A 25,592-nucleotide genomic window follows, 5' to 3' on the forward strand; every position below is an offset into this window, starting at 1 on the left:
GGAAACGGCGCATCTTTCTTTCATCACCGAGCTAGTGCCGGAGCCGCCAAGCCACCGTCCTCATGGGAGTTGATGGCCGCCGGTCTGCAACGCGACCGCATGAGCCGCGACGACGGCAACCGAGCATCTTGAGGAGCAGGTTCGGACGCTGAATCAGGGACGGCGACAAATGTAACTCATCTTATATTTTCCACGCGTCGGGCATTCCGCCCTTAGAAAGGACCTGACATGCATGAAATTTATCAGAACGGAAAGCCGATCGGCCTCACTTTCAGCGACCGCGAGGTGGCCAAAGCCATAGCCCGCGACATGCAGAGGGAGGGCGCCAAAAACGTCGAAGTGCGGCCGTTTAAGCGCCGAAATCACTGGTATAATTGGCGCGCAAACGGGCGCAACGTGGCGTCTTATCTCGCCTCGTTACGCCCTGCCGCGCCACTTAGGAGGCCTTGTGATCCCGATAGAGCAATACTTATCTGGTCAGAGGCGGTACAAAATCTGATCGTTCCAGAAACCATCGAGGCTACACAACTCCCCACGCCCGGAACCTCCCCTCCCTACCATCTGCATATCAATGAAATTCTTAGCTAAAAGCGACACCAAATCTGCCCCACTTGTCTCCTTTTATCGTACGTGGGGCACATTCGGTGGCAGCGTTTCGGTGAGCGAGCATAGAAGTGTGCATAACCTCGCACTTTGAGCGTTGATCGCGAGCGTGGGGATTCTCTTGCTGGGGCAAATCATGATTCGATTCTGTCATGACGAAACGGCTCCCCTCCCCCGAGCATGCCGACACGCTTTCGCTAAAGGCGTTGCGCAGTTTGGTGACGGGTCTGCTGGAGCGGTCGCAGCAGGCAGAAGCCCGACTTGAGAAGCTTGAGGCCGAGACCATCCAGCTTCGCGAGGAAAATGCGGCCCTTCGGCTCGAGAACACCCGCCTGAAACTCGACAACCAGCTGCTGCGCGACGAGATTGCGCGATTGAAGAACCTGCCGCCGCGCCACCGTTTCGCTCCTCCGGTATGGACAAGGCGACGGACGCTGCACTCGGCAATAAGCCGACGAGTAAGAAGAAGCCACGCGGCGCAAAGTTGGATGTGAAACGGGTGAGCCGGCAGGAGATCCTGCGCGTCGATGCTCCGGCCGGCTGGCGCTTCAAGGGGTACAAAAGCTTTTGCGTTCGCGACCTGGTGCTCAAGGCCGAACTCGTGCACTACCGTCGTGAATGCTGGGTAACCCCCAATGGAAAGACGGTGCTGGCAGCCTTGCCAGCGGGGATTATGGGTGGCTATGGCGCCAACCTCAGACGGCTGTGCCTGATGCTCCACGCACACGGACAGGTAACGAGCGCGCGGCTGACGACATTGCTGAATGATATCGGTCTCGACATCTCCAAGCGCCAGATGGTGCGGCTTCTAACGAAAGAGCTGGATGGCTTTGTCGCCGAGGATGCGGCGGTGTTGCATGCCGGCTTGGTGTCGTCGTCTTACGTCACGGTCGACGACATTGGCGCACGGCATCCCCATAATAACTGTTACGCCACACACATCGGCGGCCCGAATTTTACTGTCTTTCGCACCACAAAATCGAAGTCCCGCCTGAATTTCCTGTCGCTACTGCGCGGCAATTACCAGGATTATGTGCTCAACGATGCCGCGTTCGATTACCTGAAAGAACGCCGTGCGGATGCGGCCATTACTGCCGGACTTCGCGCTCTTGAACCGCAGCGCTTCTGCAATCAGGTGCCGTTCATGGCGCATCTGGCCGACAAGGGTATCGACATCTTCGACCGGCAGGAGATCGGCACGCATGCCGAGGCCGGCCTGTGGGGTTCTATCCGTCACCACGGCCTGATGGGCAACACGGTGATCGTGTCCGACGACGCCGGCCAGTTCCGCGTCGGCAATCACGCGCTGTGCTGGGTTCATGCCGAACGTCTTCTGCAAAAGCTGATGCCAGGAACCGCAAAAGAGGAGCGGTCGCTCACCATGGCCCGCGATCTCGTCTGGCGTTTCTACAAGGCGCTGAAAGCCTACAAGCAGAACCCTTCCCCGCGGGCCGTTCCGGCCTTCCGACGACGGTTCGACCGAATCTTCAGCCTGCGCACCGGTTATGAGGCACTCGACAAGCTGCTTGAGCGGCTGCATCGAAGGAAGACCGAGCTGCTGAAGGTGCTCGATCATCCCGAGATTCCGCTGCATACCAATGCATCCGAAAATGATCTGCGGAGTTTTGTCACGAAGCGAAAGATCTCCGGCGGCACGATGAGCCGCGATGGCCGTGTTGCGCGCGACGTCATGCTTGGTCTTATGAAAACCTGCCAGAAGCTTGGGCTATCCTTTTACCACTATCTCGGTGACCGGCTTGGTATCGGCAACGTCGGCCAACCGGTTCCGCCCCTGTCGGCGATCATTCTCGCTCGGGCTTGAGCACTTGGGGCCGCTTCGGCTCGGCTGCGCCACCACCGTTGCCCAATGAACCGGCACCGCCACCAAATCTGCCCCACTTACCCTCTTATGTAAGTGGGGCATTTTGGTTGGCGGGCTCTCTCCGAAGGGCATAGAGAAGTGTGCATAAGGGCTTGGTCTGCGAGTTGATTTCCAGCGTTGGGATTCCGCGGGCGGAGCAAATCAGATTCAGTCTCGACATGGCAAAGAGACGGCTCCCCTCACCTGAGCATGCCGATACGCTTTCACTGAAGGCGTTGCGAAGTTTGGTGACTGGTCTGCTGGAACGAGCTGAACAGGCTGAAGTTCGCCTCGCGAAACTTGAATCCGAGAACGTAGCCCTTCGCGCAGAAAACGCGGAGCTCCGCCTGGAAAACACCCGCCTGAAGGTCGAAAACCAACTGCTGCGCGACGAGATCGCCCGACTGAAGAGCTTGCCGCCGCGACCGCCGTTTCGCCCGTCCGGCATGGACAAGGCAACTGATATCAAATCCGGCGACAAACAGGCGAGCAAGAAGAAGCCGCGCGGCCCGAAGCTCGATGTGAAGCGGGTCAGCCGGGAAGAGATTTTACGTGCAACCATTCCGGCCGGTTCGCGGTTCAAAGGCTATAAAGGTTGTTTCGTGCGGGAATTGGTGCTGTCGGCCGAGCTCGTGCATTATCGCCGCGAGTGCTGGATCACACCTGATGGGAAGACGGTGATCGCACCGTTGCCGACGGGAATTATGGGCGGCTACGGACCGAACCTCCGGCGGCTCTGCCTGATGTTGCACGCGCAGGGGCAAGTGACGACGGGGCGGCTGATGACGTTGCTAAATGATATCGGCATCGAGATCTCGAAACGCCAGGTCGTTCGCCTTCTGACCAAAGAGCTGGATGGGTTTGTTGCCGAGGACGCGGCGGTGCTGCATGCCGGCCTGGTGTCGTCCACTTATGTCACGGTCGACGACACCGGTGCCCGCCATGCTCATGATAATTTTTACACCACCCAAATCGGGGGTGAGCATTTTACCGTCTTCCGAACGACGAAATCGAAATCGCGACTGAACTTCCTGTCGCTGCTGCGCGGCAACTACCAGGACTATGTCCTCAATGACGCAGCGTTCGACTATCTGGAAGAGCGCCGTGGCGATCCAGGCCTCGTTGCCAGACTGCGCACTTTCGAGCTGCAAGGCTTCTGCAATCAGGTACCATTCCTGGAATATTTGGCCGGCAAGGGCATCGATATTTTCGACAGGCAGGGGATCGGGGTCCTGGCCGAAGCCGGTCTCTGGGGTTCCATCCGCCATCACGGTCTTCTGGGCGACATGGTGATTGTCTCCGACGATGCCGGACAGTTCCGGGTTGGCAATCATGCCCTGTGCTGGGTCCATAGCGAGCGCCTTCTGCAAAAGCTGATGCCGGCAAAGCCAAAGGAGGCGCGATCGGTCGCGCTTATCCGCGATCTCGTCTGGCGATTCTACAAGATGCTGAAGGTCTGGAAACAAAAGCCTTTATCACAGGCAATCCCGGGCTTCCGACGACGGTTCGACAGGATCTTTACCCTGCGTACCGGCTATGATGCCCTCGACGCATTGCTGGTGCGGTTGCACCGCCGCAAAGCCGAACTGCTGCGCGTGCTCGAGCGACCAGAAATCCCGTTACACACCAACGCGTCAGAGAATGATCTGCGCAGTTTCGTCACCAAGCGAAAAATCTCCGGCGGTACGATGAGCCGGGACGGCCGTGTTGCGCGCGACACCATGCTCGGTCTGATGAAGACCTGCCAAAAGCTCGGACTGTCCTTTTACCACTATCTCGGCGACCGGTTCGGCATCCCAGCGTCATCGCCTGCCATGATCGCGTCGCACTGCGGCCAGGCCATCCCGCCGCTGGCAGGCCTTGTCGCCGCAAAAGCCTGAGTGCTGCTATCTGGTGCCGGGCTTCGTAAACGGCACGACACGGCCGTCTTTGGACGCCTCTCCATCGAGACCATGGCGGCCCACAAGCGTCAGCAATGACGGCGAGACATTCCAGTGCTTCTCATCGTCGGTATGAACCGTCACCGTCTTGCGATTGCGTCGGATGACGATGCCCCTGATCGCTCTTCCATCCGGCCCTTCGAACGTTACGCCGCTGCCGATCTTGATCTCTTGCAGGGCAGCCGCGGTCTTTTGCTGATGCAGGAAGTGGAGCCGCTCGACGATGCGTCCATGCAGTTCCATCAGCGTTGCTTCGTCGAGCCCCTCGATATCGATCCCGCCCATTGTGCTGCTCCCCGTCTCTCATCCTGATCGCGTCTTATGCTCCGACACCGATTATGGTAGAAGAGCATCAACGGCACAATTGCCCAGCGCTTCAGCAGCGCCCACAAATCAGCCCCTTTTACCCCTCTTATGTACGTGGGGCAAAATCGGTGGCAGCGTTTCGGTGAGCGAGCATAGAAGTGTGCATAACCCAGCGTTTTGAGAATTGATTGATAGCCTGGGGATTCTCCTGCCGGGGCAAATCATGATTCGATTCTGCCATGACGAAACGGCTCCCCTCCCCCGAGCATGCCGGCACGCTGTCGCTGAATGCGTTGCGCAGTCTGGTGTCCGGTCTGTTGGAGCGGTCGCAGCAGGCGGAAGCCCGGCTCGCGAAGCTTGAGGCCGACAACATCCAGCTGCGCGAGGAAAACGCCGCCCTTCGCTTGGAAAACACCCGGCTTAAAGTCGAGAACCAACTGCTGCGCGATGAGATCGCTCGACTGAAGAACCTGCCGCCGCGCCCGCCGTTTCGACCGTCCGGCATGGACAAGGCAACCGATATCAAATCCGGCGACAAACAGGCGAGCAAGAAGAAACCGCGCGGCCCGAAGCTCGATGTGAAACGGGTCAGCCGGGAAGAGATCGTGCGCACCAATGCTCCGGCCGGCTCGCGCTTCAAGGGATACAGAAGCGTCTATGTTCGCGACCTGGTGCTCAAGGCCGAGCTCGTGCATTACCGTCGTGAATGCTGGGTGACGCCGGATGGAAAGACGGTGCTGGCACCCTTGCCTATGGGAACCGTAGGTGGCTACGGCATCAACCTCAGGCGACTTTGCCTGATGCTGCATACACAAGGGCAGGTGACGACCGCGCGCCTGACGACTTTGCTGAACGACATCGGTATCGACATCTCAAAACGCCAGATTTTACGGCTTTTGACCCGGCAGCTGGATGGCTTTGTCGCCGAGGATGCCGCGGTGTTGCATGCCGGCCTGGTGTCGTCGTCTTATGTCACCGTCGACGACACCGGCGCGTGGCATTCCCATAATCCGTGTTACGCCACACACATCGGCGGCCCGAATTTTACTGTCTTTCGCACCACAAAATCGAAGTCCCGCCTGAATTTCCTGTCGCTGCTGCGCGGTGGCTACCAGGATTACGTGCTCAACGATGCCGCGTTCGATTACCTGAAAGAACGCCGTGCGGATGCGTCCATAACTGCCGTACTTCGCGCTTTTGAACCACAGCGCTTCTGCAACCAGGTCCCATTCATGGCGCATCTGGCCGAAAAGGGTATCGACATCTTCGACCGGCAGGAGATCGGCACGCTTGCCGAGGCCGGCCTGTGGGGTTCTATTCGTCACCACGGCCTGATGGGCAATACGGTGATCGTGTCCGACGACGCCGGCCAGTTCCGCGTCGGCAATCACGCGCTGTGCTGGGTTCATGCCGAACGTCTTCTGCAAAAGCTGATGCCAGGAACCGCCAAGGAGGAGCGGTCGCTCACCATGGTCCGCGATCTCGTCTGGCGCTTCTACAAGGCGCTGAAAGCCTACAAGCAGACCCCTTCCCCGCGGGCCGTTCCGGCCTTCAGACGACGGTTCGACCGAATCTTCGGCCTGCGCACCGGCTATGAGGCGCTCGACAAGCTGCTTGAGCGGCTGCATCGACGGAAGAGCGAGTTGCTGAAAGTTCTCGATCATCCCGAGATTCCGCTACACACCAATGCATCCGAAAATGCTTTGCGGAGCTTTGTGACGAAGCGGAAGATCTCCGGCGGCACGATGAGCCGCGATGGTCGTGTTGCACGCGATACCATGCTCGGTCTGATGAAGACCTGCCAAAAGCTCGGGCTATCCTTTTACCACTATCTCGGTGACCGGCTTGGCATCGGCAACGTCGGCCAACCGGTTCCGCCCCTGCCGGCAATCATTCTCGCTAGGGCGTGAACACGGGGTCACTTCAGTCCGGTTGCAGCACCACCGTTGCCCAACGAACCAGCACCGCCACCGAATCTGCCCCACTTACCCCCTCTTATCCGGGAATGTTGGCCGTTTCCATCTCGTTAACCATATGAATTAACGTTGTTCTTTTCCAGAACAGAAGCTATTTAAGCCATTGCTTCCGTCACTCGGGACGGCGCCGTGGATGGGCAATCACTTCCGATAAGTACTGCGTATCGATAGGTGATGGTTTTTGGCGGCAAGAGATAGCGTATTTGTCCGTGAGAATTGGCGGAAAAGCCGCAAATCCGGGCCCCTTGAGGGCTTTTCATTTTGGGTCGCTGGAAATTCTGCCTGATTGAGCGGAAATAACGCGTGCTGAACCGGTCGAGCTCTTCCCCTCCCCGACCGCCTCTCGGCGTCAGAACCTCATCAAAAAGCCGGAGCCGGAGCGACCTCTTCCGAAATAGCCGATTTCCCTGCGTTTTCGCCATAGATGCCCGCTGACGTGCGTTCTCGGGCGGCGATGGGTCGATGCCTGCCTCACGTCATAGAACGCTCTCTATCGCCTCCCATTTTTGTCATAAAACACGCTTGCAAATCCCCATTTTCTCATGCATTCATTATCTGTACAAAGGCCATCAAAAAAGAGCCAGAACGAATGCCCCAGGTTGCAATCGCCAGCTCCCCCTCTCCGCGGCCCCGGCTGATCGGATACGCCCGGGTTTCGACTGACGATCAGCTCAACGATGCCCAGGTCGATGAGTTGCGCGCCGCCGGCTGCGATCGCATTCATCAGGAGCACGGATCCGGGTTATCCCGCACAAGACCGGTGCTCACCAAAGTGCTGAAGGATCTCACCTCTGGCGACGTGCTAGTCGTCGTTCGTCTCGATCGCTTGGCCCGATCAGTCAGCCATCTGCTTCACGTGATTGAAGACCTCGAAAAGCGCGGAGTTCATTTCCGCTCGCTGCGCGATCCGATCGATACGTCCACGCCGCAGGGAATGTTTTCCTTGCAGGTGCTCGGCGCCGTCGCCCAGCTTGAGCGCGCCCTGATCGCCGAACGAACCAAAGCTGGCATCAAGGCTGCGAAAGCCAGAGGGAAGCTTCCCGGAAATCCCGGTCTGCGCGAGCGCCGACCGGAGGCGATCAAGGCGGTGTCGAAAGCACGCGAGAAACTTTATCTCGACGAACTGATTTCGTCGGCACAGACCTGGCTGCCGACCGTGAGGCAGCTCAGGCCACAGCATAGTTGGGACAACGTCGTGCGCGTCCTTAACCGTCGCGGTCATCACTGGACGGTCGAACGATTACGCCGCGCGGTGCATCGGATGGTTCGTGAGAAGCTTGCAGAGCCAGAGCTGCTGGCCCGCTCACCGCGCCGCGCGCCCGAAGATCATTTGATGAAGTTGGTCGCCGCGATCACCATCGCCGACCCCAGTTTGTCGCTGCGCGACATTGCCGCGCAACTGGATCAGATGGGGGAACGGCCGGCGCGTGGTGGCAGGAGGTGGCAGCCCTCTTCCGTTAGGGCGCTGTTGGACGAGGCACATCGCTTCGGGTTAGTTCGTCCTTGACTAGCTGATTCATAAGGGAGCGCCCGCGCTTTTTGCCCGGCGAGCTTCCTTTCCCGGCGGAGATCTCCTTCCAATCCGTGCTTGCCACGACCTGTTCGGCCAACCCCGCCAAGGTGGATTTCCTCCTCCACCTGACGCCCGTCCGGTTCAATGGTGTAGCCGGTCATCATTGTTCCTTCTGCCAACGACCGAGGTGGTTTCTCGTCTCGAACCCGCATGATGGTATGCCGGCTCGTCACGATCTTTCTTCAGCGCGGCGACCTGCTGGGCTGCTTGTTCGGCCCTCAAAAGTCGCTCGCGCAAAACATCGGGCAACCGAGCCTGATCTCGCTTGCATATACGATCAAAAGGAGCCGCAAGGCTTATTACGGAGAGCTCGAAACAAATCAGCGTAAGCTCGATATAATCGAAAGGCTCATCTACTCTACTTCTTGCAAACCATTCTCGATGCGCAGCAGACGACTCTCACGCGCGTTGCGTTTTATATCCGCAAGGCAAAGTTCTATGAACGGTTCCGCGACCAGTTCAACAATCGCCAAGGCGATCTCCCGCATGTTCCGCGAAGGGATTGAAGGCTTCAAAGGTGGCCTGAGCGCGGAAAATTACATCTCGATCACAGGGGCTTCCCGGGCAACGGCGACTAAAGACCTTCATGATATGGTGGAGAAGGGGGCAATGAACCGCAGCGGTGAACGCCGACATACGCGTTACACCTTAAACCTGCCGGAGCCAGAGTGATAGAAACAACGGCTGGGGCACGGCCTTTCGTCCACTCTATCCAAAGAGCGCGACATCACTCGGCGGAAGCAGACTGGCTTGATTCTTGCTGTGGCTGGTCGTTAGTTTGCTGCCTAAACTGCGAAGACACGAGGATTGTTATGCCAACTGGCAAGGTTAAGTTCTTCAACGCCGATAAAGGCTTTGGTTTCATCACGCCGGAAAGCGGAGGAGGCGACGTTTTCGTGCATGTCACCGCCCTGCAATATGGCGATTATCTCAGAGAGGGACAGTCCGTTTCCTACGATCTCGGTCAGGATCGGAAGACCGGCAAGTTAAAGGCGGAAAACGTCAGACCGCTCTGAGGCCAATTGACCGGAGCGGCGGCAACGGGCTCAAAAGCGCCTCGGGGCCACCTGCTCTTAAATTGCGAGATCTCGGCCTGTGCCAAAGGCGCAGCGCCCAACTTCTTGGCCCGGTCGAAGGGTGTCACATCCAGAAGCGGAACGTCTATGAGACTAGCATAGCCCTCAAACCCCATCTTGGTGCAATAGCAAGACTCATGATGTTATCGGCACGTACGGTCGCAGCCGAAAGCAGCGTCTCCAGCGCCGTTGTTCCGCCGGCGCGGATGTCCGGATGATTTCGTTCAGAAGGCTACACAGCTCTTTGCATCCGAGGTTACGGCCCTTCGAATATGCTGTTTTCAGCGACCCCACTTTAGATTGATAGCTTATCGGCGATACTCGGGAGACCACAAGCCAGGATCTCACCTTGCTGCGGTCTCCAAACAGCATCAGCTTTTTGCAGCTCATGATGCTCTCCGGCCTGGCGAACCATTCGTTCGCATCAGCGCCATCAACATCGGCCCAAGTGAAAACTCTCCGCGTTCTGCCTTGCGGGTGAGGTCACGCAAATAACCGCCCGCATTGTTGATGTGCCCTGCCCTTTCGAGGATGCAGGCCATCACGGCCGCAGCATTCTCGGCACCGAGTGCCTCACAGGCATTCTGGTAGGCACTCGGACTGACGGCCAGCATCGATCGCACGACCACCGCGGCTGACATGAGATCGCGCCAACTCCCGACCGCCCCGCCCGGCCCGTAATTCGAAATCTCAGGGCAGGCCTGCAAGACCATTCCCAGTGGAAAAGCCTTTATCGGCTCTCGCATTCGCCCAATGTCTGGGTTCGATTTCGGCCCCTGCTCTTTTTCAGAGCAAGGTTCAAATTCATTGCTGGATTCGGGTTTTGAATTCTGTATGTGACGTCCAATTTGGACATCATTGCTATCTGTTTTTTGAGAATCTTCCTGAAATTCCAGTTGGTTGATGATCTCTTCACGCAACATTCGCATTTCGTCGAGGACGGATTCAATATCTTTGAGGGTTGGGGAGCGGGGGATGCCTGCGAGCAGCTGCACGTAGTAGCCCTCCAGCTTTTCCCAATCGCCAGAAGCGCCCTCTTCTATCGCAGCCGTCAGCAGCTTACGAACGTCACGACGGCAGATCGTCAGTGCTTCCTTGGCGCTGCGGAAGTGCCGGCGCTCGGCTGCTATCTGCTGTGCGAGCTGCGCAAGCTCTTCGGCGCGAGCAAGCAGCGGCGCGAGGCTGAAGCCGAACGCATCTTCGATCTGGCCGCCCTTGTCCTTTCGGGCGTATCGTTTGCCATTAGCACTGTCTTTGCGCTGGATCAGTCCAGCATCGACGAGTGCAGCAAGGTGGCGGCGCAATGTCGTGCCAGCAATACCATGCGCTCGAACGGAAAGCTGTTCATTTGATGGGAACACCACCAGGCCGCGCTCTTCCGAAAGCTCATTGTCGGGATAGAAGGTCAAGAGCGCATCAAGAACGGCAAGGGCGCGGTCCTGAATGCCGAGCACTGCCCTCGCCTCCGAGGCATCGCGAAAGATCTTCCATTTGTCGGCCGTCTTACCTGGCCGCATCTCAGCCGTTTTCATTTGCCCTCTTACCTGGGCAAGCGATACCGGCCGCCGCCCGAAGGGCGTCGTCACACTTCCACTCTGCATTTTTTCTCTCACCTTAATTGAGGCAAAAGAGATCCGCCCGCCAAATCGACGGTTACGACTCTTGACAGGGATTCGTGGAAATGCGATTCTCAATCTTGCTTAGGGAATACGAGAAGGGCTTCCACGACTTGGTCGTTTGGGGGCCTTTTTCTTTTGCGGCTTCAGTCTCCTTTGCTTCCCTCCTTCAGGAATTGCTCGTAGAGCGCATCCAAATTGCGGGAAAGATATTCTCCGAAACGGCCAGCATTCTTCGCCTTCATCGAGAGCGAGAAAGCTTTGCCCGTATTCTTGATTTCGGCCTGCACTGCCTTGTCCCGGGGCTGCCACTTCGCCTTTTGAGTCGAAACCTCCGCCTTCCTCACGGGCCGCGCTGTTCTGTTGAGCGCCTTGTACAGAGATGAAAAGCGTTCATCGGACGGCAATGCGTCGAAGCCGTCCGTGCTCAAAACTTCTGACACTTTGCCGCTATTGGCGAATTTTCCGACTAGAAGTGAAAGCTCTATCCAGCGCTCTCGGCCCACACCGGGAGCCGACCCGATTTTTTCTATGACGTTAGCCGAGATGCGCTCTGCCACCGTCATCATCTTCGAGACCGAAGCCGCATTCGCGGACAATGCCAAGGAAATCACCTCTCGGCCGTAACCAAGATCATCCAGGCGCTTGGCAAATAACGCCCTTTCGATAAAAGAGAGATTCGCGCGCGCGGAATTTTCCTGCCCTTGAGCAATGACATGGGAACGGTCGTCGATTGCCTTGACAATAGCCCGGACTTTTCTGCCGAGGTCCCTTGCTGCCCTTACCCGTCTGTGGCCGAAGACAACCTGATAAAGACCATCGACCTTTGTATGGGGCCGCACGAGAATAGGCGTATCCTGCCCACGTACCCTAATTGCCTCTAGCAGATCTTGATACTCGCCGTCGTCGTCTGATATCCGATCCTTTACGAAGGAGCCTTCAATTTGTGCCGGATCAAGTTCGATAATTGCCTCGCCTTCGAGATATTTGTCAGCCTGCTTTGCCAGCTCGTCCAGCGAACGCACGAGAGATTTGCCTGCGCCTCGCATTGGATATGCAGGTGCCGTGCCGCTATCTTCATGCAGGTCAGCAAGTCCCTCGAGCAGATTTTTCCGTGCCATCTCATTTGCTCCGAGCAGCCGTTAGCTGCTTGTTTTTCCGCATAAAACGTTCGTTTTTGTCAGCTGACAAATCGACGTCCCCATGACTCGTGAACGAGGCCGGCAATTTCAGCATTCACTGCATCCAACGATTCCATCGCACGGTCATACGTGCCTCTATTCATGGATGCCCGATCGACTTCGTACAGAGTTTGCTTGGTAATTCCGGCATCTGAAACCGCCGTCGACTTCACCATCTGGTTCTTTAGTATGAACTCGTTGAACATCGTGGACATAAAGCCGACCATCTGGGCTTGCGGAACATCGGTCGGCTCGTAGCGCGTAATCAAGTATCTGTACCAGGAGAGGTTCACTTCCGCACCAGCGGCACGGATCGGCTTTAGAATTCCACCAAGCATCAGAAGGAACTGACCCATCGACATCACGTCGAGCATCTGCGGATGGATTGTTATCAGAACACTTGTAGCTGCGGTCAGTGCGGTCAGCGTCAAATATCCGAGCTGCGGTGGACAGTCGACGACGACGACATCATAACGATCGTCGACCTCAGCCAAAGCCCGCGATATGCGGGTGAAAAACGTTTTGCCTTCATTAGAAGACTTATCAGACATCGCAAGCGGCGTGTCATATTCATACTCCTGCAAATCGAGGTTTGCAGGGACAATGTCCAATCCAGGAAAATTAGTGGTCTGGATGATCTCCGAGATCGGCTTTCTCGCACCATCATAGCGAATGGCATCATAGATGGACGCGATCTGATCGAGCTCCGGTTGGAAGCCGTGCAGAGACGAAAGGGATGCTTGAGGGTCGAGGTCTACGGCAAGGACGCGATGCCCCGTCAATGCCAGGTACTGCGCTAAATGCGCGGCGGTCGTGGTTTTCCCCGAGCCCCCTTTGAAGTTGACTACAGCAAGCACCTGCAGCTTTTCACCGCCGCGCCGGTGGGGAACATACATGCGGTTGTCGGATCGACCGTGCGTATCCAGATATTGACGCAGTTCCAACATCTGTTCGGCGGTGTAGGAGCGACGACCGGAGGACGATGTTTGAGGGGAGGGGCCCTTTCCGTCCAGATGCAGCTTTTTCAATGTGCTCTGCGATACGCCGACATAGGTCGCGACCTCCGCCAGCGAGAAGCTTCGCAATGTCTTTTTCGCGTTGGGCGGGAATCGTTGTACGCTAAGTAGGTGCAGCTTTTTCGAGATCAAATCACCCTGTTCTAGGATTTGATCTTCAAAGTGCATCGGCATCTTAAGCGAAGCCATCGAATTAGCGTTCATTGTCAGAAATCTTTCAGATAACGGTTTTCGGCCCGATATTGCCACTGAACCGTTATTATGTCCGATTCTCGCGGGCCGGCAAGGAAAATGCGGCTAATAAACTGTTAATAGCCGGGACGCCCCTTGACCTATGGTTAACGCCGCCATCGGTATTTCCCTTGCAAATCCAATCTGTTACCGCTCCGAGTCACAACGTTCGTTGCATATTTGTTCACTGGTGATTCCTACAACTAAGGGAATAACACGCGAGATCAGATCAGCGCGTTGTCGCCCAAAACCGCGCGCGACTCACCAAAATACCTTGTAGGATTCTACAACTGCCCAGCCATTCTAATCCGTGCTGATCTTTGTCGATAAATTTAAGCGACGGAGATCAGTATGAAGGTTGTTGCGATATCGACCAGACATGGGCTTCCTGCACAGCACCTTCTCGAAGCACATCATCGACTTCGAGCTCAAGTGTTTTCAAATCGGTTGGGTTGGGAGGTCGGTGTTCTTGACGGCCGGGAAGCGGACGTCTTCGACGCTCTCCAGCCGACTTACATACTCGCCGTATCGGACAGCGCTCGTGTGGCAGGATGCGCTAGACTCCTGCCGGCCATGGGTCCGACGATGGTGACCCATGTCTTTTCGTCACTGCTAACGCATCGACACCTAAACGCCCATCCAAGTATGATCGAAAGCTCCCGTTTTTGCGTGGACACAACCTTGGTCGATCTTCGCGGAGGAGGCCTCGTCCACGAGGCCACTTTGACCATGTTCGCAGGCATCATCGAATGGTGCATCGCAAATGGGTACACGGAGCTCGTCACGGTGACCGATCTTCGATTCGAGCGGATCCTTGCACGCGTTGGGTGGCACCTATCGCGATTGGGCGAACCAAAGAACATTGGCAAGACAATTGCCGTCGCGGGCACCTTACCGGTGAACGCCGAGACATTCCTGAGGCTTCGTCCATCCAGTTACCGTTCTGAATTCATCTCCCCAGATGGGCAGCGGAAAAGGAGAAATCCATGAACCAGCTCCGCTCTCACCACCGGCTTGTCTGCAAACTTCAAGACGCGCTCGGCCATAAGCTGTGCGCCGCATTGGAAGACGTGGATGTGATCGAAATAATGCTCAATCCGGACGGAAAGCTCTTTATTGAGCGCCTCGCTCACGGCGTTGCGGCGGCCGGCGAAATGTCCCCCGTCGCCGCGGAAACGGTGATCGGAATTGTGGCGCATTTCCTTCAGTCCCAGGTAGACACGAAGCAACCGATCATCTCCGGCGAGCTCCCGATAGGTGGGCACCGCTTCGAAGGCCTTTTACCACCAGCGGTCGCCAAGCCAGCCTTTACGATCCGCCGCCGTGCCCCACGCCTAATTCCGCTGGAAGAATATGTGCGGTCAGGCGCGCTGACGGGATGCCACGCCTTAATGATCCGAAAGGCGATTTCCAAAAGGCGAAACATCATCGTATCCGGGGGCGCCGGTTCTGGCAAAACGACGCTTGCGAACGCGTTGATCGATGAGATCGTCAAATTCGCCCCCGAAGACCGTTTGGTGATCCTCGAAGATACCGCCGAAATTCATTGTTCGGCCGAGAACGCCGTTCTTCTGCATACCAGCGATACCGTTGATATGTCACGATTGCTGAAGAGCACGATGCGACTGCGCCCCGACAGGATTGTCGTCGGCGAAGTCCGCGACGGTGCCGCGTTGACTCTGCTGAAGGCGTGGAACACCGGTCATCCCGGAGGCGTTGCGACAATTCACTCGAACACCGCCATGTCGGCCCTCCGCCGCTTTGAACAATTGACCGCAGAAGCAAGCCAGCAGCCGATGCACGAGGTTATCGGTGAGGCAGTCGACCTCATCATCTCCATTGAACGGACACCGCGCGGGCGACGGGTTCGAGACGTCATCCACATCGAACGGTTCGCGGAGGGCCAATACCAGATCGGTTCAGACCAACTCGATGAGGAAGAGGAGGCCCGTCATGTCGCGTAAGCCTTCGCTCGCCAAGGTCACATTCTCTGTCCTAACGACAGTTCTCGCTTCGCTTGATCCGGCACTCGCCAGTTCGGGCGGTGGCGGACTGCCCTGGGAAGGACCACTGCAGCAGATTCAAGAGTCGATCACCGGACCTGTCGCAGGATACATCGCACTTGCGGCTGTCGCCATAGCCGGCGGCATGCTCATATTTGGTGGGGAGTTGAACGACTTCGCGCGGCGACTTGTATACGTGGTTCTCGTCGCCGGCATTCTGCTCGGTGCCACGACCATTGTGGGCCTGTTCGGCGCGACTGGAGCTTCAATTGGCCTGACGAGGGAGCTGGTCGCCTCGGACGGCTTCCAAGGCGCAGGAGTGACAAATGGCTGAGTCCGCGTCCGGTCTGCAGCGGAACCGCATCCACCGCGCGCTGTCGCGCCCGAACCTTCTGGTGGGCGCGGACCGGGAACTGGTGCTGATCACCGGCTTGGCCGCAGTCATCCTCATCTTCGTCGTTCTTACGATCTATTCGGCGCTCTTCGGCGTTGGCGTCTGGATTGTCATCGTCGGGCTCTTGAGAATGATGGCAAAGGCCGATCCGCTCATGCGACAGGTCTATGTCCGCCATATCTCGTACAAGCATTGCTACAAGGCGACCTCCTCGCCGTGGCGCCGGTATTGAGAGGAACGCATGGTCGCTCTCAAACGCTTCCGGGCCCCCGACCCATCCTTTGCTGATCTCGTCCCCTATGCCGGCCTCGTCGACAATGGTGTTCTCCTGTTGAAAGACGGAAGCCTGATGGCCGCCTGGTATTTTGCGGGACCAGATTCAGAGAGCGCCACGGCCCTCGATCGCAACGAACTGTCGCGCCATATCAATACAATCCTCTCGCGGCTCGGGAGCGGCTGGATGATCCAGGTCGAGGCAGTTCGCATCCCGACATTCGACTATCCGTCGGATAATCGTTGTCACTTTCCCGATCCTGTAACTCGCGCGATCGACGCCGAGCGGCGGGCGCATTTCGCCCGCGAACAGGGGCATTTCGAGAGTAAACACGCGCTGATCCTGACCTATCGGCCGCTCGAATCCAAAAAAACGGCGCTCAGCAAATACATCTACTCGGACGAGGTGAGCCGCAAGAAGACCTATGCCGACACGGTGCTGTTCATTTTCAAGAACGCGGTCCGCGAGATCGAGCAGTATTTCGCCAATACGCTTTCGATCCGTCGCATGGAAACGCGGGAGGCTCTCGAGAGGGGAGGGGCGCGGGTTGCCCGCTACGACGAACTGCTCCAATTCGTTCGCTTCTGCATCACTGGTGACAACCATCCGATCCGGCTGCCGGATGCGCCCATGTATCTCGACTGGATCGCGACCGCCGAGCTTGAACATGGGCTGACCTCAAAGGTTGAAAGCCGCTTCCTCGGTGTCGTCGCGATCGACGGCCTGCCGGCCGAGAGCTGGCCGGGGATCCTCAACAGCCTCGATCTCATGCCGCTAACCTACCGCTGGTCGTCGCGCTTCATTTTTCTCGACGCGCAGGAGGCCAGACAAAAACTGGAGCGGACCCGCAAGAAATGGCAGCAGAAGGTGCGCCCATTCTTCGACCAGCTTTTTCAGACGCAGAGCCGTTCGCTTGATCAGGACGCCATGAACATGGTCGCCGAGACAGAAGAGGCTATCGCCCAGGCTTCGTCGCAGTTGGTCGCATACGGCTATTACACGCCCGTCATCGTTCTCTTCGATCACGATCGTGAAGGACTGCAGGAAAAGGCAGAGTCCATCCGCAGACTTATTCAGGCGGAGGGCTTCGGGGCGCGCATCGAAACGCTCAACGCCACCGATGCCTACCTCGGCAGCCTACCGGGCAATTGGTATTGCAACATCCGCGAACCGCTGATCAATACCAGCAACCTTGCCGATCTCATTCCGCTCAACTCTGTCTGGTCGGGCTCCCCTGTCGCGCCGTGCCCGTTCTACCCGCCGAATTCACCGCCACTGATGCAGGTGGCGAGCGGGTCGACGCCGTTCCGGCTGAACCTACATGTCGACGACGTCGGTCACACACTCATTTTTGGGCCGACCGGTTCGGGCAAGTCGACGCTGCTTGCACTAATCGCCGCGCAGTTCCGGCGCTATGAACGCGCCCAGATCTTCGCCTTTGACAAGGGGAACTCTCTCCTTCCGCTGACCCTTGCCACCGGAGGTGATCACTATGAGATCGGTGGCGACGCTCAAGAAGAGGCGAAGGCGCTGGCCTTCTGCCCGCTGTCGGACCTCTCCAGCGACAGTGATCGCGCATGGGCCGCGGAATGGATCGAGATGTTGATCGCGCTGCAGGGCGTGACCATCACCCCGGACCACCGCAATGCGGTCTCTCGCCAGATTGGCTTGATGGCCAGTGCAGCGGGCCGATCTCTCTCGGACTTTGTAAGCGGCGTACAGATGCGCGAGATCAAGGACGCGCTCCATCACTACACCGTCGATGGTCCCATGGGCCAGCTTCTCGATGCTGAGAAAGACGGACTGTTGCTTGGCTCATTCCAGACCTTTGAGATCGAAGAGTTGATGAACATGGGCGAGCGGAACCTCGTACCTGTTCTCACCTATCTGTTCCGCCGCATCGAAAAGCGCCTCGATGGCTCACCGAGCCTCATCGTCCTAGACGAAGCCTGGCTGATGCTCGGCCATCCGGTCTTCAGGAGCAAGATCCGAGAGTGGCTGAAGGTGCTGCGCAAGGCGAACTGCGCGGTGGTATTGGCCACGCAATCCATTTCCGATGCTGAGCGTTCCGGCATCATCGACGTGTTGAAGGAATCCTGCCCCACGAAAATTTGCCTGCCGAACGGCGCCGCAAGTGAGCCTGGGACCCGCGAGTTCTATGAGCGGATTGGCTTCAACGAGAGACAGATCGAGATCGTTTCGAATGCGATTCCTAAGCGAGAATATTACGTCGCAACGTCCGAAGGCAGGCGGCTCTTCGACATGTCGCTCGGCCCCGTGGCGCTCAGTTTCGTTGGCGCATCCGGCAAGGAAGACCTGAAGCGCATCCGCACGCTCAGTTCCAAACACGGCCGCGACTGGCCGATCCACTGGCTACGAACGAGAGGAGTTCAGGATGCCGCAGCGCTGCTCAACCTCGAATAAATTGCTCACTGGCCTGGCGGCTGTCGCATTGATGGCCGGCACTGTCGTGCCCGCAAATGCTGGAACTGCCACGGGTGCCGCCACCGAGTGGACGCAGGTCCTCAATAATGGCGAGCTGGTCGCTTTGGTCGGGAAGTCCGGCGAGCAGATCCAGAACCAGCTCACCCAGATCAGCCAGCTCGCACAACAGATCGAAACGCAGCTGAATATCTACCAAAACCTCCTCCAGAACACGGCGACGCTTCCGTCGCATATGTGGGGGCAGGTCGAAAGCGATCTCAACCAGCTGCGCAGCATCGTCGACCAGGGCCAGAGCATCTCGTTTTCCATGGGCAATGCGGATGATGTGTTGCAACAACGTTTTCAGAGCTACTCAAGCCTTAAAACCAACCTGCCAGACAATTCGTCGTTTTCTACCACCTATCAGTCCTGGTCCGATACGAACCGGGACACGATCGCCAGCACGCTGAAGGCGGCGAGTCTGACGGCCGAGCAATTCGATAGCGAGGAAGGCACGATGTCCTCGCTGCGGTCCATGTCCGAGACCGCCGACGGGCAGATGAAAGCCCTGCAGGTCGGGCATGAGATCGCCGCGCAACAGGTCGCCCAGATTCAGAAGCTTCGCGGCCTCGTCTCGCAGCAAATGACGATGATGGGCACCTGGCTCCAGACCGAACAGACCGACAAGGACCTTGCGCAGGCGCGGCGTGAGAAATTCTTCAGCGGGACTGCCCCTTCCACCTCCGGCGGCGAAAAGATGAAAGTCGAGTGGTAAGCACATGACAACAATATGTCTTCGGCGGCTCCGCACCGCGATGGTGATTGCCACCTTCTGCATGCTGGCAGCACAGCCGGCAGTCGCCCAAGAAGGTTCAGTGCTGACCTCATTACAGAGCCAGATCACCACGGCCGCAAAGGGGTGGGAAACTACTGTCATGGATGCGGCGAAATCCTTGTTCTGGATCCTCGCGACAATCGAGATTGGCATCGCCGCCGTCTGGCTCGCATTGCAGGCAGCTTCGCTAGACAGCTGGTTTGCCGAGCTTGTCCGGCGGATCATATTCGTCGGCTTTTTTGCCTTCGTTTTGGGACAGGGGCCGGCCTTTGCGAAGGCAGTGGTGGATAGTTTGTTTGAGATTGGGGCTGGAGGCGGCACGGCCTCCCCAGCAGACGTCTTCAATGCTGGACTCGCCGTCGCAACGAAGATGTCGGAAAAGATACAGTTCGGTCTTTTTGAGGACAACGCGTTGGCGATCTCGGCTGCTTTTGCAATGGTCGTCGTCGTCATCTCATTCTCGCTTGTCGCCGCGATTTTCGTGTCGGTCATGGTTGAGATGTATATCGGCCTTCTTGCCGGTATGATCATGCTGGGGCTTGGCGGCTCGTCCTATACAAAGGATTTCGCGGTCCGATATTTGGTCTACGCCTTCTCGGTCGGAATGAAACTCATGGCGCTCGTCATGATCTCGCGTATCGGATCAGAGGTGCTGATCGGGTTGGCAGACCAGCCCGACATTGGCGACCAGTTCCAGACTGCGCTTGCGATCGCTGGTATCGCTGTCGTGGTCTTCATTATCGCCATCTACGTCCCGAACATCATGCAGGGTGTTGTTCAGGGCGCGTCCGTCTCGGGCGGAATGGAGGCAATAAGGCACGGTGGTCAGGCCGCATCGTTTGCGACAGGAGCAGGGTTCCTCGCGGCGGGCGCTGCCGGGGCGGGATTTGCGGCGGCTCAAACCGCGCGCGCCGCGGGGTCATCCGTCGCAGGCGCAATGCTGCGGGGTTTCGGCGCAGGGATCGGCTCGGCAGGAAAAGCGGCGGGCTCGGCTACCAAGGAGAAGGCCATCGGCTCTCCCGGTGCCTACGCCGGGTCTATCCTAGGCCTTGCTAACGCCAAGCTGGATCAGGCGCGCAGTGGGCACAGCGGACCAAAGCCACTTCCCGAACTTAAAGACTAATAGCAATCAGAAAGTGATCGATCGATGGCAGCGAAACGCGCTCCCGAAAACCCGTATCTTGCCGCGCGCCAGGAATGGAATGAGCGATACGGCTCCTATGTGCAGGCCGCGGCCGCATGGCGCATCGTCGGCATACTGGGTCTGACCATGGCCGTGATCGGCTTCGGGTACGCGATATACCTAAGCACGCAGGTGAAGCTGGTGCCTTATATCGTCCAGGTCGACAAGCTCGGCACCTCGGTCACCTCAGGGTTCCCCGAGCAGATCGAATACGCGGATGTGCGGGTGGTGCGCGCCACGCTTGGCAACTTCGTAACGAGCTTCCGCAGCGTCACACCGGATGCCGTAGTGCAAAAGCAATATATCGATCGAACCTATGCGCTTCTGCGAGCTTCCGATCCCTCGACCCAGAAGATCAATGACTGGTTCCGCAGCAATTCGCCGTTCGAAAAGGCGAAGTCGTCGACGATCGCCATCGAGGTCAACAACATAGTGGCGCTCTCCAATCAGACTTATCAGATCGACTGGACCGAATACGAACGGGACCGGAAGGGCAAGGAAACCGGGACGCGCCGGTTCCGCGGAATCGCGACGGTTGCGCTTACCGCGCCGCAGGACGAGGCGACCATCCGCCTCAATCCGATCGGCCTCTACGTTAGGGATTTTGACTGGACGGCACAGCTTTGAGGGCAGGGGATTTGACATGCACAGAACAGCACTAATTGCAGCCACCGGCTGCTTGGCGGGACTCGTCTTTGTGGGCGGCGCTGAGGCGCAGACCATGACGGCAAATGAGGTGAATGGCACGACCATTTCCAGGAAATGGCGCGTCGCGCCCGGACTGGTGACGGCAGGCTCCGATGGCAAGGTCACCTTTCTCTTCGGCGAAACCCAGCCGTCCGTTGTCTGCTCGCCCTTGCAGGTCTGCGATATCGAACTCCAGAGCGGCGAGATCGTCCGCGATGTTCTCGTTGGAGATACTGTTCGCTGGAAGGTGGAGCCTGCCACCTCCGGTGCAATCGGCGGCCAAGCGATCCATCTGATCGTCAAGCCGTCGGAAGTAGGTCTTGTCACCTCGATGGTGGTCACGACGTCGCGACGCACCTATTACATCCAGCTCAAGTCACATCCGAGCCAGTACATGGCACGCGTCGGCTTCGAATATCCGGAGGACGTCTCGACCAAGCTCGCCGACATCAATTCCCGGCTCGAGACCGGCGGCATTCCCGGGGCGGCACCCGACAAACTGAACTTCTCATATTCCGTGAGTGGCTCGGCACCTTGGAAGCCGACGCGGGTCTATTCGGATGGCGTGAAAACCTACATCCAGTTTTCGAAGTCGATCTCAGGTCAGGATGCACCGGTGCTGGTCGTGATCCACGGCGGCCAGAGCCGCATCGTCAATTACCGAATGAAGAACGACTTGATGATCGTCGATTATGCCGTCGACGAGGCGATCCTCGTCTCCGGCGTCGGCTGGCGCCAGCAGAAGATTACCATTCGGCGAGGAGGCTAAGCTATGCACAAGCTTCTCGTCATCATCATCAGCGGCTTTCTCACCGCATGCCAAACTGCTGGGGATGGGTCTGACGCCAGGTCAAACGCCGCGCCGGTCTCCGGGCCCGCCGCAAGTGCCATCGCCGCCGACATGGCAAGCCGGCTCGCCGAGCAGATCAGTCCCGTGAGGTCGACGACAATCAAGATGGAAAGGGACACATCGGAGTTTGCGGCGGCACTCGAGGCGGCCCTCAAGGGCTCTGGCTACACCGTTCTAACCGACGGCAAAGTTGGAAAGGACGTGAAACCGGTCGAGCTCACTTACGCGATCGATGGCACTCAAGATCAGGTGCTCGCGCGGCTGTCAACACCGTCCATTACCCTTGGCCGCGCATACAAAGCAACGGCCGCCGGTGCGACGCCGGCAAGTCCGCTCTCCATCATGCAGCGTAATTGAGGGGAAAGGTATGATCCAATCGCTCCAGCTCGGCCCTTCAAAGCAAGCCGACGATCCGAAAGGAATGCGCCGCCTCAATCGGCTGCCAATTATTACCGCAACCGTCCTCATCGCGCTATTCTTCGGCGTGGTCGTGATCGGCCTATCGTGGCGAGGACTTCCCTTCAACTGGAGCTACGATATCGACAGCAACTTGAATACACCGGCGACGAACTTCGGTGACCAGCTCAAGCGCGGCATCAGTGACGGCATCATCGGCGAGCCAGGTGAGCGCGAAGTGCTCCAGCCAACACCCACCGTCGAGCAGAAGGTGGAGAAGGGAGCACCTGTTATAGACCGCCGGCCTACGGAACGGCAAGAAAGAGGCCCGCAGCTCGAATCAGAGGAGGAATGGCGAGCCCGCCTAAAGCGGGAGCAGGATGAACAATATATCCGTGAAGCTCAGCGCCAGCGGATGGCTCACCTGCAGGCGCGGGCAACCGCTTTGGACTCGCCTTTGAAGGTGGATATTTCTGATGTCGAGAAGGCCGCTAAAAGTTCCACAGACGCCGGTCGTCAGACTGCGACGACGACAGCCAACAATGCTTCTGATCTCTACACCGCCGCATCGAAATCCGGGCTGACGGCCCAGAACGTCGACCCGAATGCCCAAAGTTCGAAGGAGGATTTCTTCAATCAGGACATCAAGGATCTTGGCTATTTGCCGAATAAGGTCGTGCCGCAGATGTCGCCGTATGAGCTGAAGCGCGGCTCGGTCATTCCAGCCACGTTGATCACAGGTCTCAACTCAGACCTTCCGGGCCGGATCATCGGGCAGATCAGCCAGAATGTCTATGATAGCGCCACCGGCTACCGGCTCCTGATCCCGCAGGGAGCCAAGTTGTTCGGCCGTTACGATTCCAAGGTTTCCTTTGGCCAGGACCGCGTGCTCGTCGTCTGGACCGATCTGATCTTCCCGAATGGCTCGACGCTGCAAATCGGCGGCATGGCTGGGACCGATGGGGCAGGTTATGGCGGGTTCAAGGATAAGGTCGATCGGCATCTCTGGCGCACGTGGAGTTCGGCAGCACTTGTCGCGATACTCGGAACCGGCATCGACATGTCGATGCCCGAAAGCACGACGCTTGCCACCCAGGACACAGCCTCCGATGCCGCCAGACGGAATTTTGCGGACACCTTCGGTCGCGTTGCCGAGCAGACGATCTCGAAAAACTTGAACGTTCAGCCGACAATCCAAATCCGGCCGGGATACGAGTTCAATGTCTTGGTCGATCAGGATATCGTCTTCCCCTCTACGTACAGCAGTCAGTGATACAGCATCAGAAGAGATCTTTGTTTAACTTCATCTCTTGGTCAGAAGGTTTGATTGCGAAATAGAGGTGAATAGACGTTTGCGCGGGTGAGCGCAGATCTGTATCACTTCCGAAGGAGCGGGGGCGCCTTCACGTACAACAGAAAGGAGACAGGTCTGTGGATCCAGCCTTAAGCGCTCTCATTGACATGGTTGAAGCCTCATACGATGAACGGATGATCAAACGCGGGCTCAAAGGGTTCGTTCATTCGTGCGGATTTCAATTCTTTGCATATCTGCAAACGGAAGGCCTTAGCGCCCGCGCGCTCAGTTCCTATCCCGAGAAATGGCAGAAAATTTACCTAAGCAACCAATATTCTCGGGTGGATCCGGTCGTTACGGAAGCCAAACGCCGGATGGAGATGTTTTCCTGGGCGATCGATGACTGGCCGTCTCGTGGGAGCTCTGAGTTCAATCGTTTTCGGGATGAAGCGGTAGAACATGGCATTCGCAGTGGGGTGACGGTTCCCGTTCAAGGCAGTTTCGGCTCGATCATTATGCTGACATTCGCGTCCTCGGGGCATAAAGCTGATATTTCAAAATGTCAAAAGCAACTAAACCCGCTTCAGGCGGTGTTGGCAATTCACTATCGCCTGAAGATCATAGCTGCGTCGACGATCGTCGCACCCAGCCGGCTGCTTTCACCAAAGGAAGCGATGTGTCTTACGTGGGCGGCAAAGGGTAAAAAGGCTTGGGAGATTGCCATTTTAATGGGAATTACCCAACGAACAGTGCAACACCATTTCGATCGCGCACGCAAAAAGCTGAATGCCGCGACGATCCCTCAGCTCGTGGCAATCGCGAAGGACCGCGGTTTGGTTTAACCATCATTCGTTGTTTTCGGAGGGCACATCGGGAACATAACCAAGCGCATCGACGATTTCCGAGAGTTCTTCCTGCTGCGCTTCTGACTTCTTTTGACGATCGAGATACTCATCTTGCAGGCTCTTGAGCACGTCCCTGGAAGTCGAGGCGTTGGCGGTTGCAAGAGTCCACGCTTCGTAGACAGCTTCATCCGCGGCTAGAAGTCGGCGGTGCTCGCGGATCGCAGAAATTGCTAACGCTTTCAAATCGGCTTCTCGCATCGCTTTATAACGAGACTCTCTTTTGCCGCTTGTCTCGAATGAGACCTCGTTGTCCATCCGCTTCTCCTCTTACCTCGTTTGCGACCCGGCAAGGATCGAGACCTTCCGGTAGCGTATACGCTTTGCAGAATAGATCCCATCCTTCAGTAAGATGGGTGGCTACAAACTCGACAATTCATTCCTCGCAAGAAGAGGGCATCAGTGAACGCCTAATCACCCTGATTCGTATGAACATTCCATATCCGGAATACGGCTGTAGAGAATACTCCGTGGAGAAATACTCTGCAAGCCGCTGCTCTCTCCAGCATGGAGATTCGAGAGGTGTTTGCACGGAATCTGAAAGCCGCGCGTCAAGCCAAAGGCCTGTCGCAAGAAGAGCTCGCGTTTGAGGCAGGCATCGATCGAACTTATATCAGTTCTTTGGAGCGCAGTGTCTATAATGCAAGCATCGACGTTGTCGATCGCCTGGCGACGGTCTTAGGTGTTGAGGCGTCTGAACTGCTGAAACGTCGGCCTGAGACAAAAATTGAGCCACTGAGATGACGGGTACAGGGCTGGGAACCGAAAACAAGGCAAACAAGGACGCAATGCTCAGCGCGTCCTCAACCCCGAATGTCCGACAGGCTCTGGAGGAATTGCTATGCGGCCATAAAAGGTCATGCCATCCGGCGAACGTTCCGCGGTACCCTTTTTCGCCTGTGGCGTTGGCACTTTGGAATTGCCCTTCAACTTTTCGACGAGGATGATTATGCATGCCGGGGATGTTCCAT

General features: G+C 57.4%; 24 protein-coding genes and 3 pseudogenes. 20 read left to right on the plus strand and 7 right to left on the minus strand.

The annotated features are described in order from the left end of the window. Positions 1 to 228 precede the first annotated feature (228 nt). From PH547_RS30055 to PH547_RS30070, 3 genes and pseudogenes are all read left to right on the plus strand, one after another. Positions 229 to 588 carry a hypothetical protein gene (locus PH547_RS30055; RefSeq protein WP_065091795.1) on the plus strand — a complete coding sequence of 120 codons (360 nt, stop codon included), beginning with the start codon at positions 229 to 231 and terminating at the stop codon, positions 586 to 588. A 167-nt stretch (positions 589 to 755) separates the two neighbouring features. Then, positions 756 to 2,425, plus strand: a pseudogene (locus PH547_RS30065) (IS66 family transposase). Positions 2,426 to 2,643: 218 nt separating this feature from the next. Next, the gene (locus PH547_RS30070) at positions 2,644 to 4,344 is read left to right on the plus strand and encodes an IS66 family transposase (RefSeq protein ID WP_065091798.1); all 1,701 of its coding nucleotides are present in this window, start codon (positions 2,644 to 2,646) and stop codon (positions 4,342 to 4,344) included. A 6-nt stretch (positions 4,345 to 4,350) separates the two neighbouring features. Here the strand turns inward: PH547_RS30070 and PH547_RS30075 are convergent, their stop codons facing one another. Continuing rightward, the gene (locus PH547_RS30075) at positions 4,351 to 4,689 is read right to left on the minus strand and encodes a hypothetical protein (protein WP_065091799.1); all 339 of its coding nucleotides are present in this window, start codon (positions 4,687 to 4,689) and stop codon (positions 4,351 to 4,353) included. A 260-nt stretch (positions 4,690 to 4,949) separates the two neighbouring features. On the opposite strand from PH547_RS30075, the gene PH547_RS30080 reads away from it, so the two are divergent. Next, positions 4,950 to 6,620, plus strand: a complete 1,671-nt coding sequence (locus PH547_RS30080; RefSeq protein WP_028755408.1) for an IS66 family transposase — start codon at positions 4,950 to 4,952, stop codon at positions 6,618 to 6,620. Between the two features lie 556 nt (positions 6,621 to 7,176). On the opposite strand, the gene PH547_RS30085 is transcribed toward PH547_RS30080, so the two are convergent. Further along, positions 7,177 to 7,410 (minus strand): hypothetical protein, encoded by a 234-nt coding sequence (locus tag PH547_RS30085; protein ID WP_246451475.1) that lies wholly within the window; start codon positions 7,408 to 7,410, stop codon positions 7,177 to 7,179. On the opposite strand from PH547_RS30085, the gene PH547_RS30090 reads away from it, so the two are divergent. From PH547_RS30090 to PH547_RS30100, 3 genes and pseudogenes are all read left to right on the plus strand, one after another. Further along, the gene (locus tag PH547_RS30090; RefSeq protein WP_246802364.1) at positions 7,321 to 8,193 is read left to right on the plus strand and encodes a recombinase family protein; all 873 of its coding nucleotides are present in this window, start codon (positions 7,321 to 7,323) and stop codon (positions 8,191 to 8,193) included. The genes PH547_RS30085 and PH547_RS30090 overlap by 90 nt on opposite strands. 285 nt (positions 8,194 to 8,478) lie before the next feature. After that, positions 8,479 to 8,931 (plus strand): annotated as a pseudogene (locus PH547_RS30095) (Fic family protein); the annotation flags it as partial. 140 nt (positions 8,932 to 9,071) lie between these two features. Next, entirely contained in the window at positions 9,072 to 9,275 is a 204-nt protein-coding gene (locus tag PH547_RS30100; RefSeq protein WP_004119863.1) for a cold-shock protein, read from the plus strand. Here PH547_RS30100 and PH547_RS33990 read toward each other — a convergent pair. From PH547_RS33990 to repA, 4 genes and pseudogenes are all read right to left on the minus strand, one after another. After that, positions 9,224 to 9,607: pseudogene (locus PH547_RS33990) on the minus strand (hypothetical protein). The gene PH547_RS30100 and the pseudogene PH547_RS33990 overlap by 52 nt on opposite strands. 114 nt (positions 9,608 to 9,721) lie before the next feature. Beyond that, positions 9,722 to 10,936 carry a plasmid replication protein RepC gene (repC, locus tag PH547_RS30105; RefSeq protein ID WP_065091801.1) on the minus strand — a complete coding sequence of 405 codons (1,215 nt, stop codon included), beginning with the start codon at positions 10,934 to 10,936 and terminating at the stop codon, positions 9,722 to 9,724. Between the two features lie 161 nt (positions 10,937 to 11,097). Beyond that, a complete protein-coding gene (gene repB / locus PH547_RS30110) occupies positions 11,098 to 12,072 on the minus strand; it encodes a plasmid partitioning protein RepB (RefSeq protein WP_004119861.1) in 975 nt (324 codons plus the stop codon). A 59-nt stretch (positions 12,073 to 12,131) separates the two neighbouring features. Continuing rightward, positions 12,132 to 13,352, minus strand: a complete 1,221-nt coding sequence (gene repA, locus PH547_RS30115) for a plasmid partitioning protein RepA (protein WP_028755142.1) — start codon at positions 13,350 to 13,352, stop codon at positions 12,132 to 12,134. Between the two features lie 378 nt (positions 13,353 to 13,730). On the opposite strand from repA, the gene traI reads away from it, so the two are divergent. The 12 genes from traI (at position 13,731) to PH547_RS30175 (ending at position 24,561) form a co-directional block, all read left to right on the plus strand. Further along, complete coding sequence (traI, locus tag PH547_RS30120; protein ID WP_065091802.1) at positions 13,731 to 14,369, plus strand: acyl-homoserine-lactone synthase; 639 nt, start codon at positions 13,731 to 13,733, stop codon at positions 14,367 to 14,369. Further along, entirely contained in the window at positions 14,366 to 15,343 is a 978-nt protein-coding gene (gene trbB / locus PH547_RS30125) for a P-type conjugative transfer ATPase TrbB (protein ID WP_004119858.1), read from the plus strand. The genes traI and trbB overlap by 4 nt, the downstream gene beginning before the upstream one ends. Continuing rightward, positions 15,333 to 15,716: a TrbC/VirB2 family protein gene (locus PH547_RS30130; protein WP_004119857.1), complete on the plus strand. Its 384-nt coding sequence runs from the start codon at positions 15,333 to 15,335 to the stop codon at positions 15,714 to 15,716. The genes trbB and PH547_RS30130 overlap by 11 nt, the downstream gene beginning before the upstream one ends. Next, positions 15,709 to 16,008 carry a conjugal transfer protein TrbD gene (locus tag PH547_RS30135; RefSeq protein WP_065091803.1) on the plus strand — a complete coding sequence of 100 codons (300 nt, stop codon included), beginning with the start codon at positions 15,709 to 15,711 and terminating at the stop codon, positions 16,006 to 16,008. The genes PH547_RS30130 and PH547_RS30135 overlap by 8 nt, the downstream gene beginning before the upstream one ends. 9 nt (positions 16,009 to 16,017) lie before the next feature. Continuing rightward, positions 16,018 to 18,474 (plus strand): conjugal transfer protein TrbE, encoded by a 2,457-nt coding sequence (locus tag PH547_RS30140; protein ID WP_065091804.1) that lies wholly within the window; start codon positions 16,018 to 16,020, stop codon positions 18,472 to 18,474. Then, the gene (gene trbJ / locus PH547_RS30145; protein WP_004119852.1) at positions 18,446 to 19,249 is read left to right on the plus strand and encodes a P-type conjugative transfer protein TrbJ; all 804 of its coding nucleotides are present in this window, start codon (positions 18,446 to 18,448) and stop codon (positions 19,247 to 19,249) included. Before PH547_RS30140 ends, trbJ begins: the two co-directional genes overlap by 29 nt. Positions 19,250 to 19,253: 4 nt before the next feature. Continuing rightward, the gene (trbL, locus tag PH547_RS30150; protein WP_004119851.1) at positions 19,254 to 20,432 is read left to right on the plus strand and encodes a P-type conjugative transfer protein TrbL; all 1,179 of its coding nucleotides are present in this window, start codon (positions 19,254 to 19,256) and stop codon (positions 20,430 to 20,432) included. Between the two features lie 24 nt (positions 20,433 to 20,456). Further along, on the plus strand, positions 20,457 to 21,119 hold the full coding sequence (locus PH547_RS30155) for a conjugal transfer protein TrbF (protein ID WP_004119850.1): 663 nt from the start codon (positions 20,457 to 20,459) through the stop codon (positions 21,117 to 21,119). A gap of 16 nt (positions 21,120 to 21,135) precedes the next feature. Then, positions 21,136 to 21,948 carry a P-type conjugative transfer protein TrbG gene (gene trbG / locus PH547_RS30160; RefSeq protein ID WP_004119849.1) on the plus strand — a complete coding sequence of 271 codons (813 nt, stop codon included), beginning with the start codon at positions 21,136 to 21,138 and terminating at the stop codon, positions 21,946 to 21,948. A gap of 3 nt (positions 21,949 to 21,951) precedes the next feature. Next, on the plus strand, positions 21,952 to 22,386 hold the full coding sequence (gene trbH, locus PH547_RS30165) for a conjugal transfer protein TrbH (protein ID WP_004119847.1): 435 nt from the start codon (positions 21,952 to 21,954) through the stop codon (positions 22,384 to 22,386). A 10-nt stretch (positions 22,387 to 22,396) separates the two neighbouring features. Beyond that, positions 22,397 to 23,698: an IncP-type conjugal transfer protein TrbI gene (gene trbI, locus PH547_RS30170; protein WP_004119844.1), complete on the plus strand. Its 1,302-nt coding sequence runs from the start codon at positions 22,397 to 22,399 to the stop codon at positions 23,696 to 23,698. Positions 23,699 to 23,856: 158 nt separating this feature from the next. Next, positions 23,857 to 24,561, plus strand: coding sequence for an autoinducer binding domain-containing protein (locus PH547_RS30175; protein WP_004119842.1), 705 nt, complete (start codon positions 23,857 to 23,859; stop codon positions 24,559 to 24,561). A 3-nt stretch (positions 24,562 to 24,564) separates the two neighbouring features. Here PH547_RS30175 and PH547_RS30180 read toward each other — a convergent pair whose 3' ends face one another. Continuing rightward, complete coding sequence (locus PH547_RS30180; protein WP_065091805.1) at positions 24,565 to 24,879, minus strand: transcriptional repressor TraM; 315 nt, start codon at positions 24,877 to 24,879, stop codon at positions 24,565 to 24,567. 249 nt (positions 24,880 to 25,128) lie between these two features. On the opposite strand from PH547_RS30180, the gene PH547_RS30185 reads away from it, so the two are divergent. Beyond that, positions 25,129 to 25,365, plus strand: coding sequence for a helix-turn-helix domain-containing protein (locus tag PH547_RS30185; RefSeq protein ID WP_004119837.1), 237 nt, complete (start codon positions 25,129 to 25,131; stop codon positions 25,363 to 25,365). The last annotated feature ends 227 nt before the right edge of the window (positions 25,366 to 25,592 follow it).

The organism is Rhizobium cerradonense, assembly GCF_030182455.1.
Lineage (GTDB): Bacteria > Pseudomonadota > Alphaproteobacteria > Rhizobiales > Rhizobiaceae > Rhizobium.

Excerpts from the sequence above, each read along its gene's own strand:
- PH547_RS30055 (WP_065091795.1), top strand. The coding sequence starts at position 229 with ATGCATGAAATTTATCAGAACGGAAAGCCGATCGGCCTCACTTTCAGC.
- PH547_RS30070 (WP_065091798.1), top strand. The coding sequence starts at position 2,644 with ATGGCAAAGAGACGGCTCCCCTCACCTGAGCATGCCGATACGCTTTCA.
- PH547_RS30075 (WP_065091799.1), bottom strand. The coding sequence starts at position 4,689 with ATGGGCGGGATCGATATCGAGGGGCTCGACGAAGCAACGCTGATGGAA.
- PH547_RS30080 (WP_028755408.1), top strand. The coding sequence starts at position 4,950 with ATGACGAAACGGCTCCCCTCCCCCGAGCATGCCGGCACGCTGTCGCTG.
- PH547_RS30085 (WP_246451475.1), bottom strand. The coding sequence starts at position 7,410 with ATGAATGCGATCGCAGCCGGCGGCGCGCAACTCATCGACCTGGGCATC.
- PH547_RS30100 (WP_004119863.1), top strand. The coding sequence starts at position 9,072 with ATGCCAACTGGCAAGGTTAAGTTCTTCAACGCCGATAAAGGCTTTGGT.
- repC (WP_065091801.1), bottom strand. The coding sequence starts at position 10,936 with ATGCAGAGTGGAAGTGTGACGACGCCCTTCGGGCGGCGGCCGGTATCG.
- repB (WP_004119861.1), bottom strand. The coding sequence starts at position 12,072 with ATGGCACGGAAAAATCTGCTCGAGGGACTTGCTGACCTGCATGAAGAT.
- repA (WP_028755142.1), bottom strand. The coding sequence starts at position 13,352 with ATGAACGCTAATTCGATGGCTTCGCTTAAGATGCCGATGCACTTTGAA.
- traI (WP_065091802.1), top strand. The coding sequence starts at position 13,731 with ATGAAGGTTGTTGCGATATCGACCAGACATGGGCTTCCTGCACAGCAC.
- trbB (WP_004119858.1), top strand. The coding sequence starts at position 14,366 with ATGAACCAGCTCCGCTCTCACCACCGGCTTGTCTGCAAACTTCAAGAC.
- PH547_RS30130 (WP_004119857.1), top strand. The coding sequence starts at position 15,333 with ATGTCGCGTAAGCCTTCGCTCGCCAAGGTCACATTCTCTGTCCTAACG.
- PH547_RS30135 (WP_065091803.1), top strand. The coding sequence starts at position 15,709 with ATGGCTGAGTCCGCGTCCGGTCTGCAGCGGAACCGCATCCACCGCGCG.
- PH547_RS30140 (WP_065091804.1), top strand. The coding sequence starts at position 16,018 with ATGGTCGCTCTCAAACGCTTCCGGGCCCCCGACCCATCCTTTGCTGAT.
- trbJ (WP_004119852.1), top strand. The coding sequence starts at position 18,446 with ATGCCGCAGCGCTGCTCAACCTCGAATAAATTGCTCACTGGCCTGGCG.
- trbL (WP_004119851.1), top strand. The coding sequence starts at position 19,254 with ATGACAACAATATGTCTTCGGCGGCTCCGCACCGCGATGGTGATTGCC.
- PH547_RS30155 (WP_004119850.1), top strand. The coding sequence starts at position 20,457 with ATGGCAGCGAAACGCGCTCCCGAAAACCCGTATCTTGCCGCGCGCCAG.
- trbG (WP_004119849.1), top strand. The coding sequence starts at position 21,136 with ATGCACAGAACAGCACTAATTGCAGCCACCGGCTGCTTGGCGGGACTC.
- trbH (WP_004119847.1), top strand. The coding sequence starts at position 21,952 with ATGCACAAGCTTCTCGTCATCATCATCAGCGGCTTTCTCACCGCATGC.
- trbI (WP_004119844.1), top strand. The coding sequence starts at position 22,397 with ATGATCCAATCGCTCCAGCTCGGCCCTTCAAAGCAAGCCGACGATCCG.
- PH547_RS30180 (WP_065091805.1), bottom strand. The coding sequence starts at position 24,879 with ATGGACAACGAGGTCTCATTCGAGACAAGCGGCAAAAGAGAGTCTCGT.
- PH547_RS30185 (WP_004119837.1), top strand. The coding sequence starts at position 25,129 with ATGGAGATTCGAGAGGTGTTTGCACGGAATCTGAAAGCCGCGCGTCAA.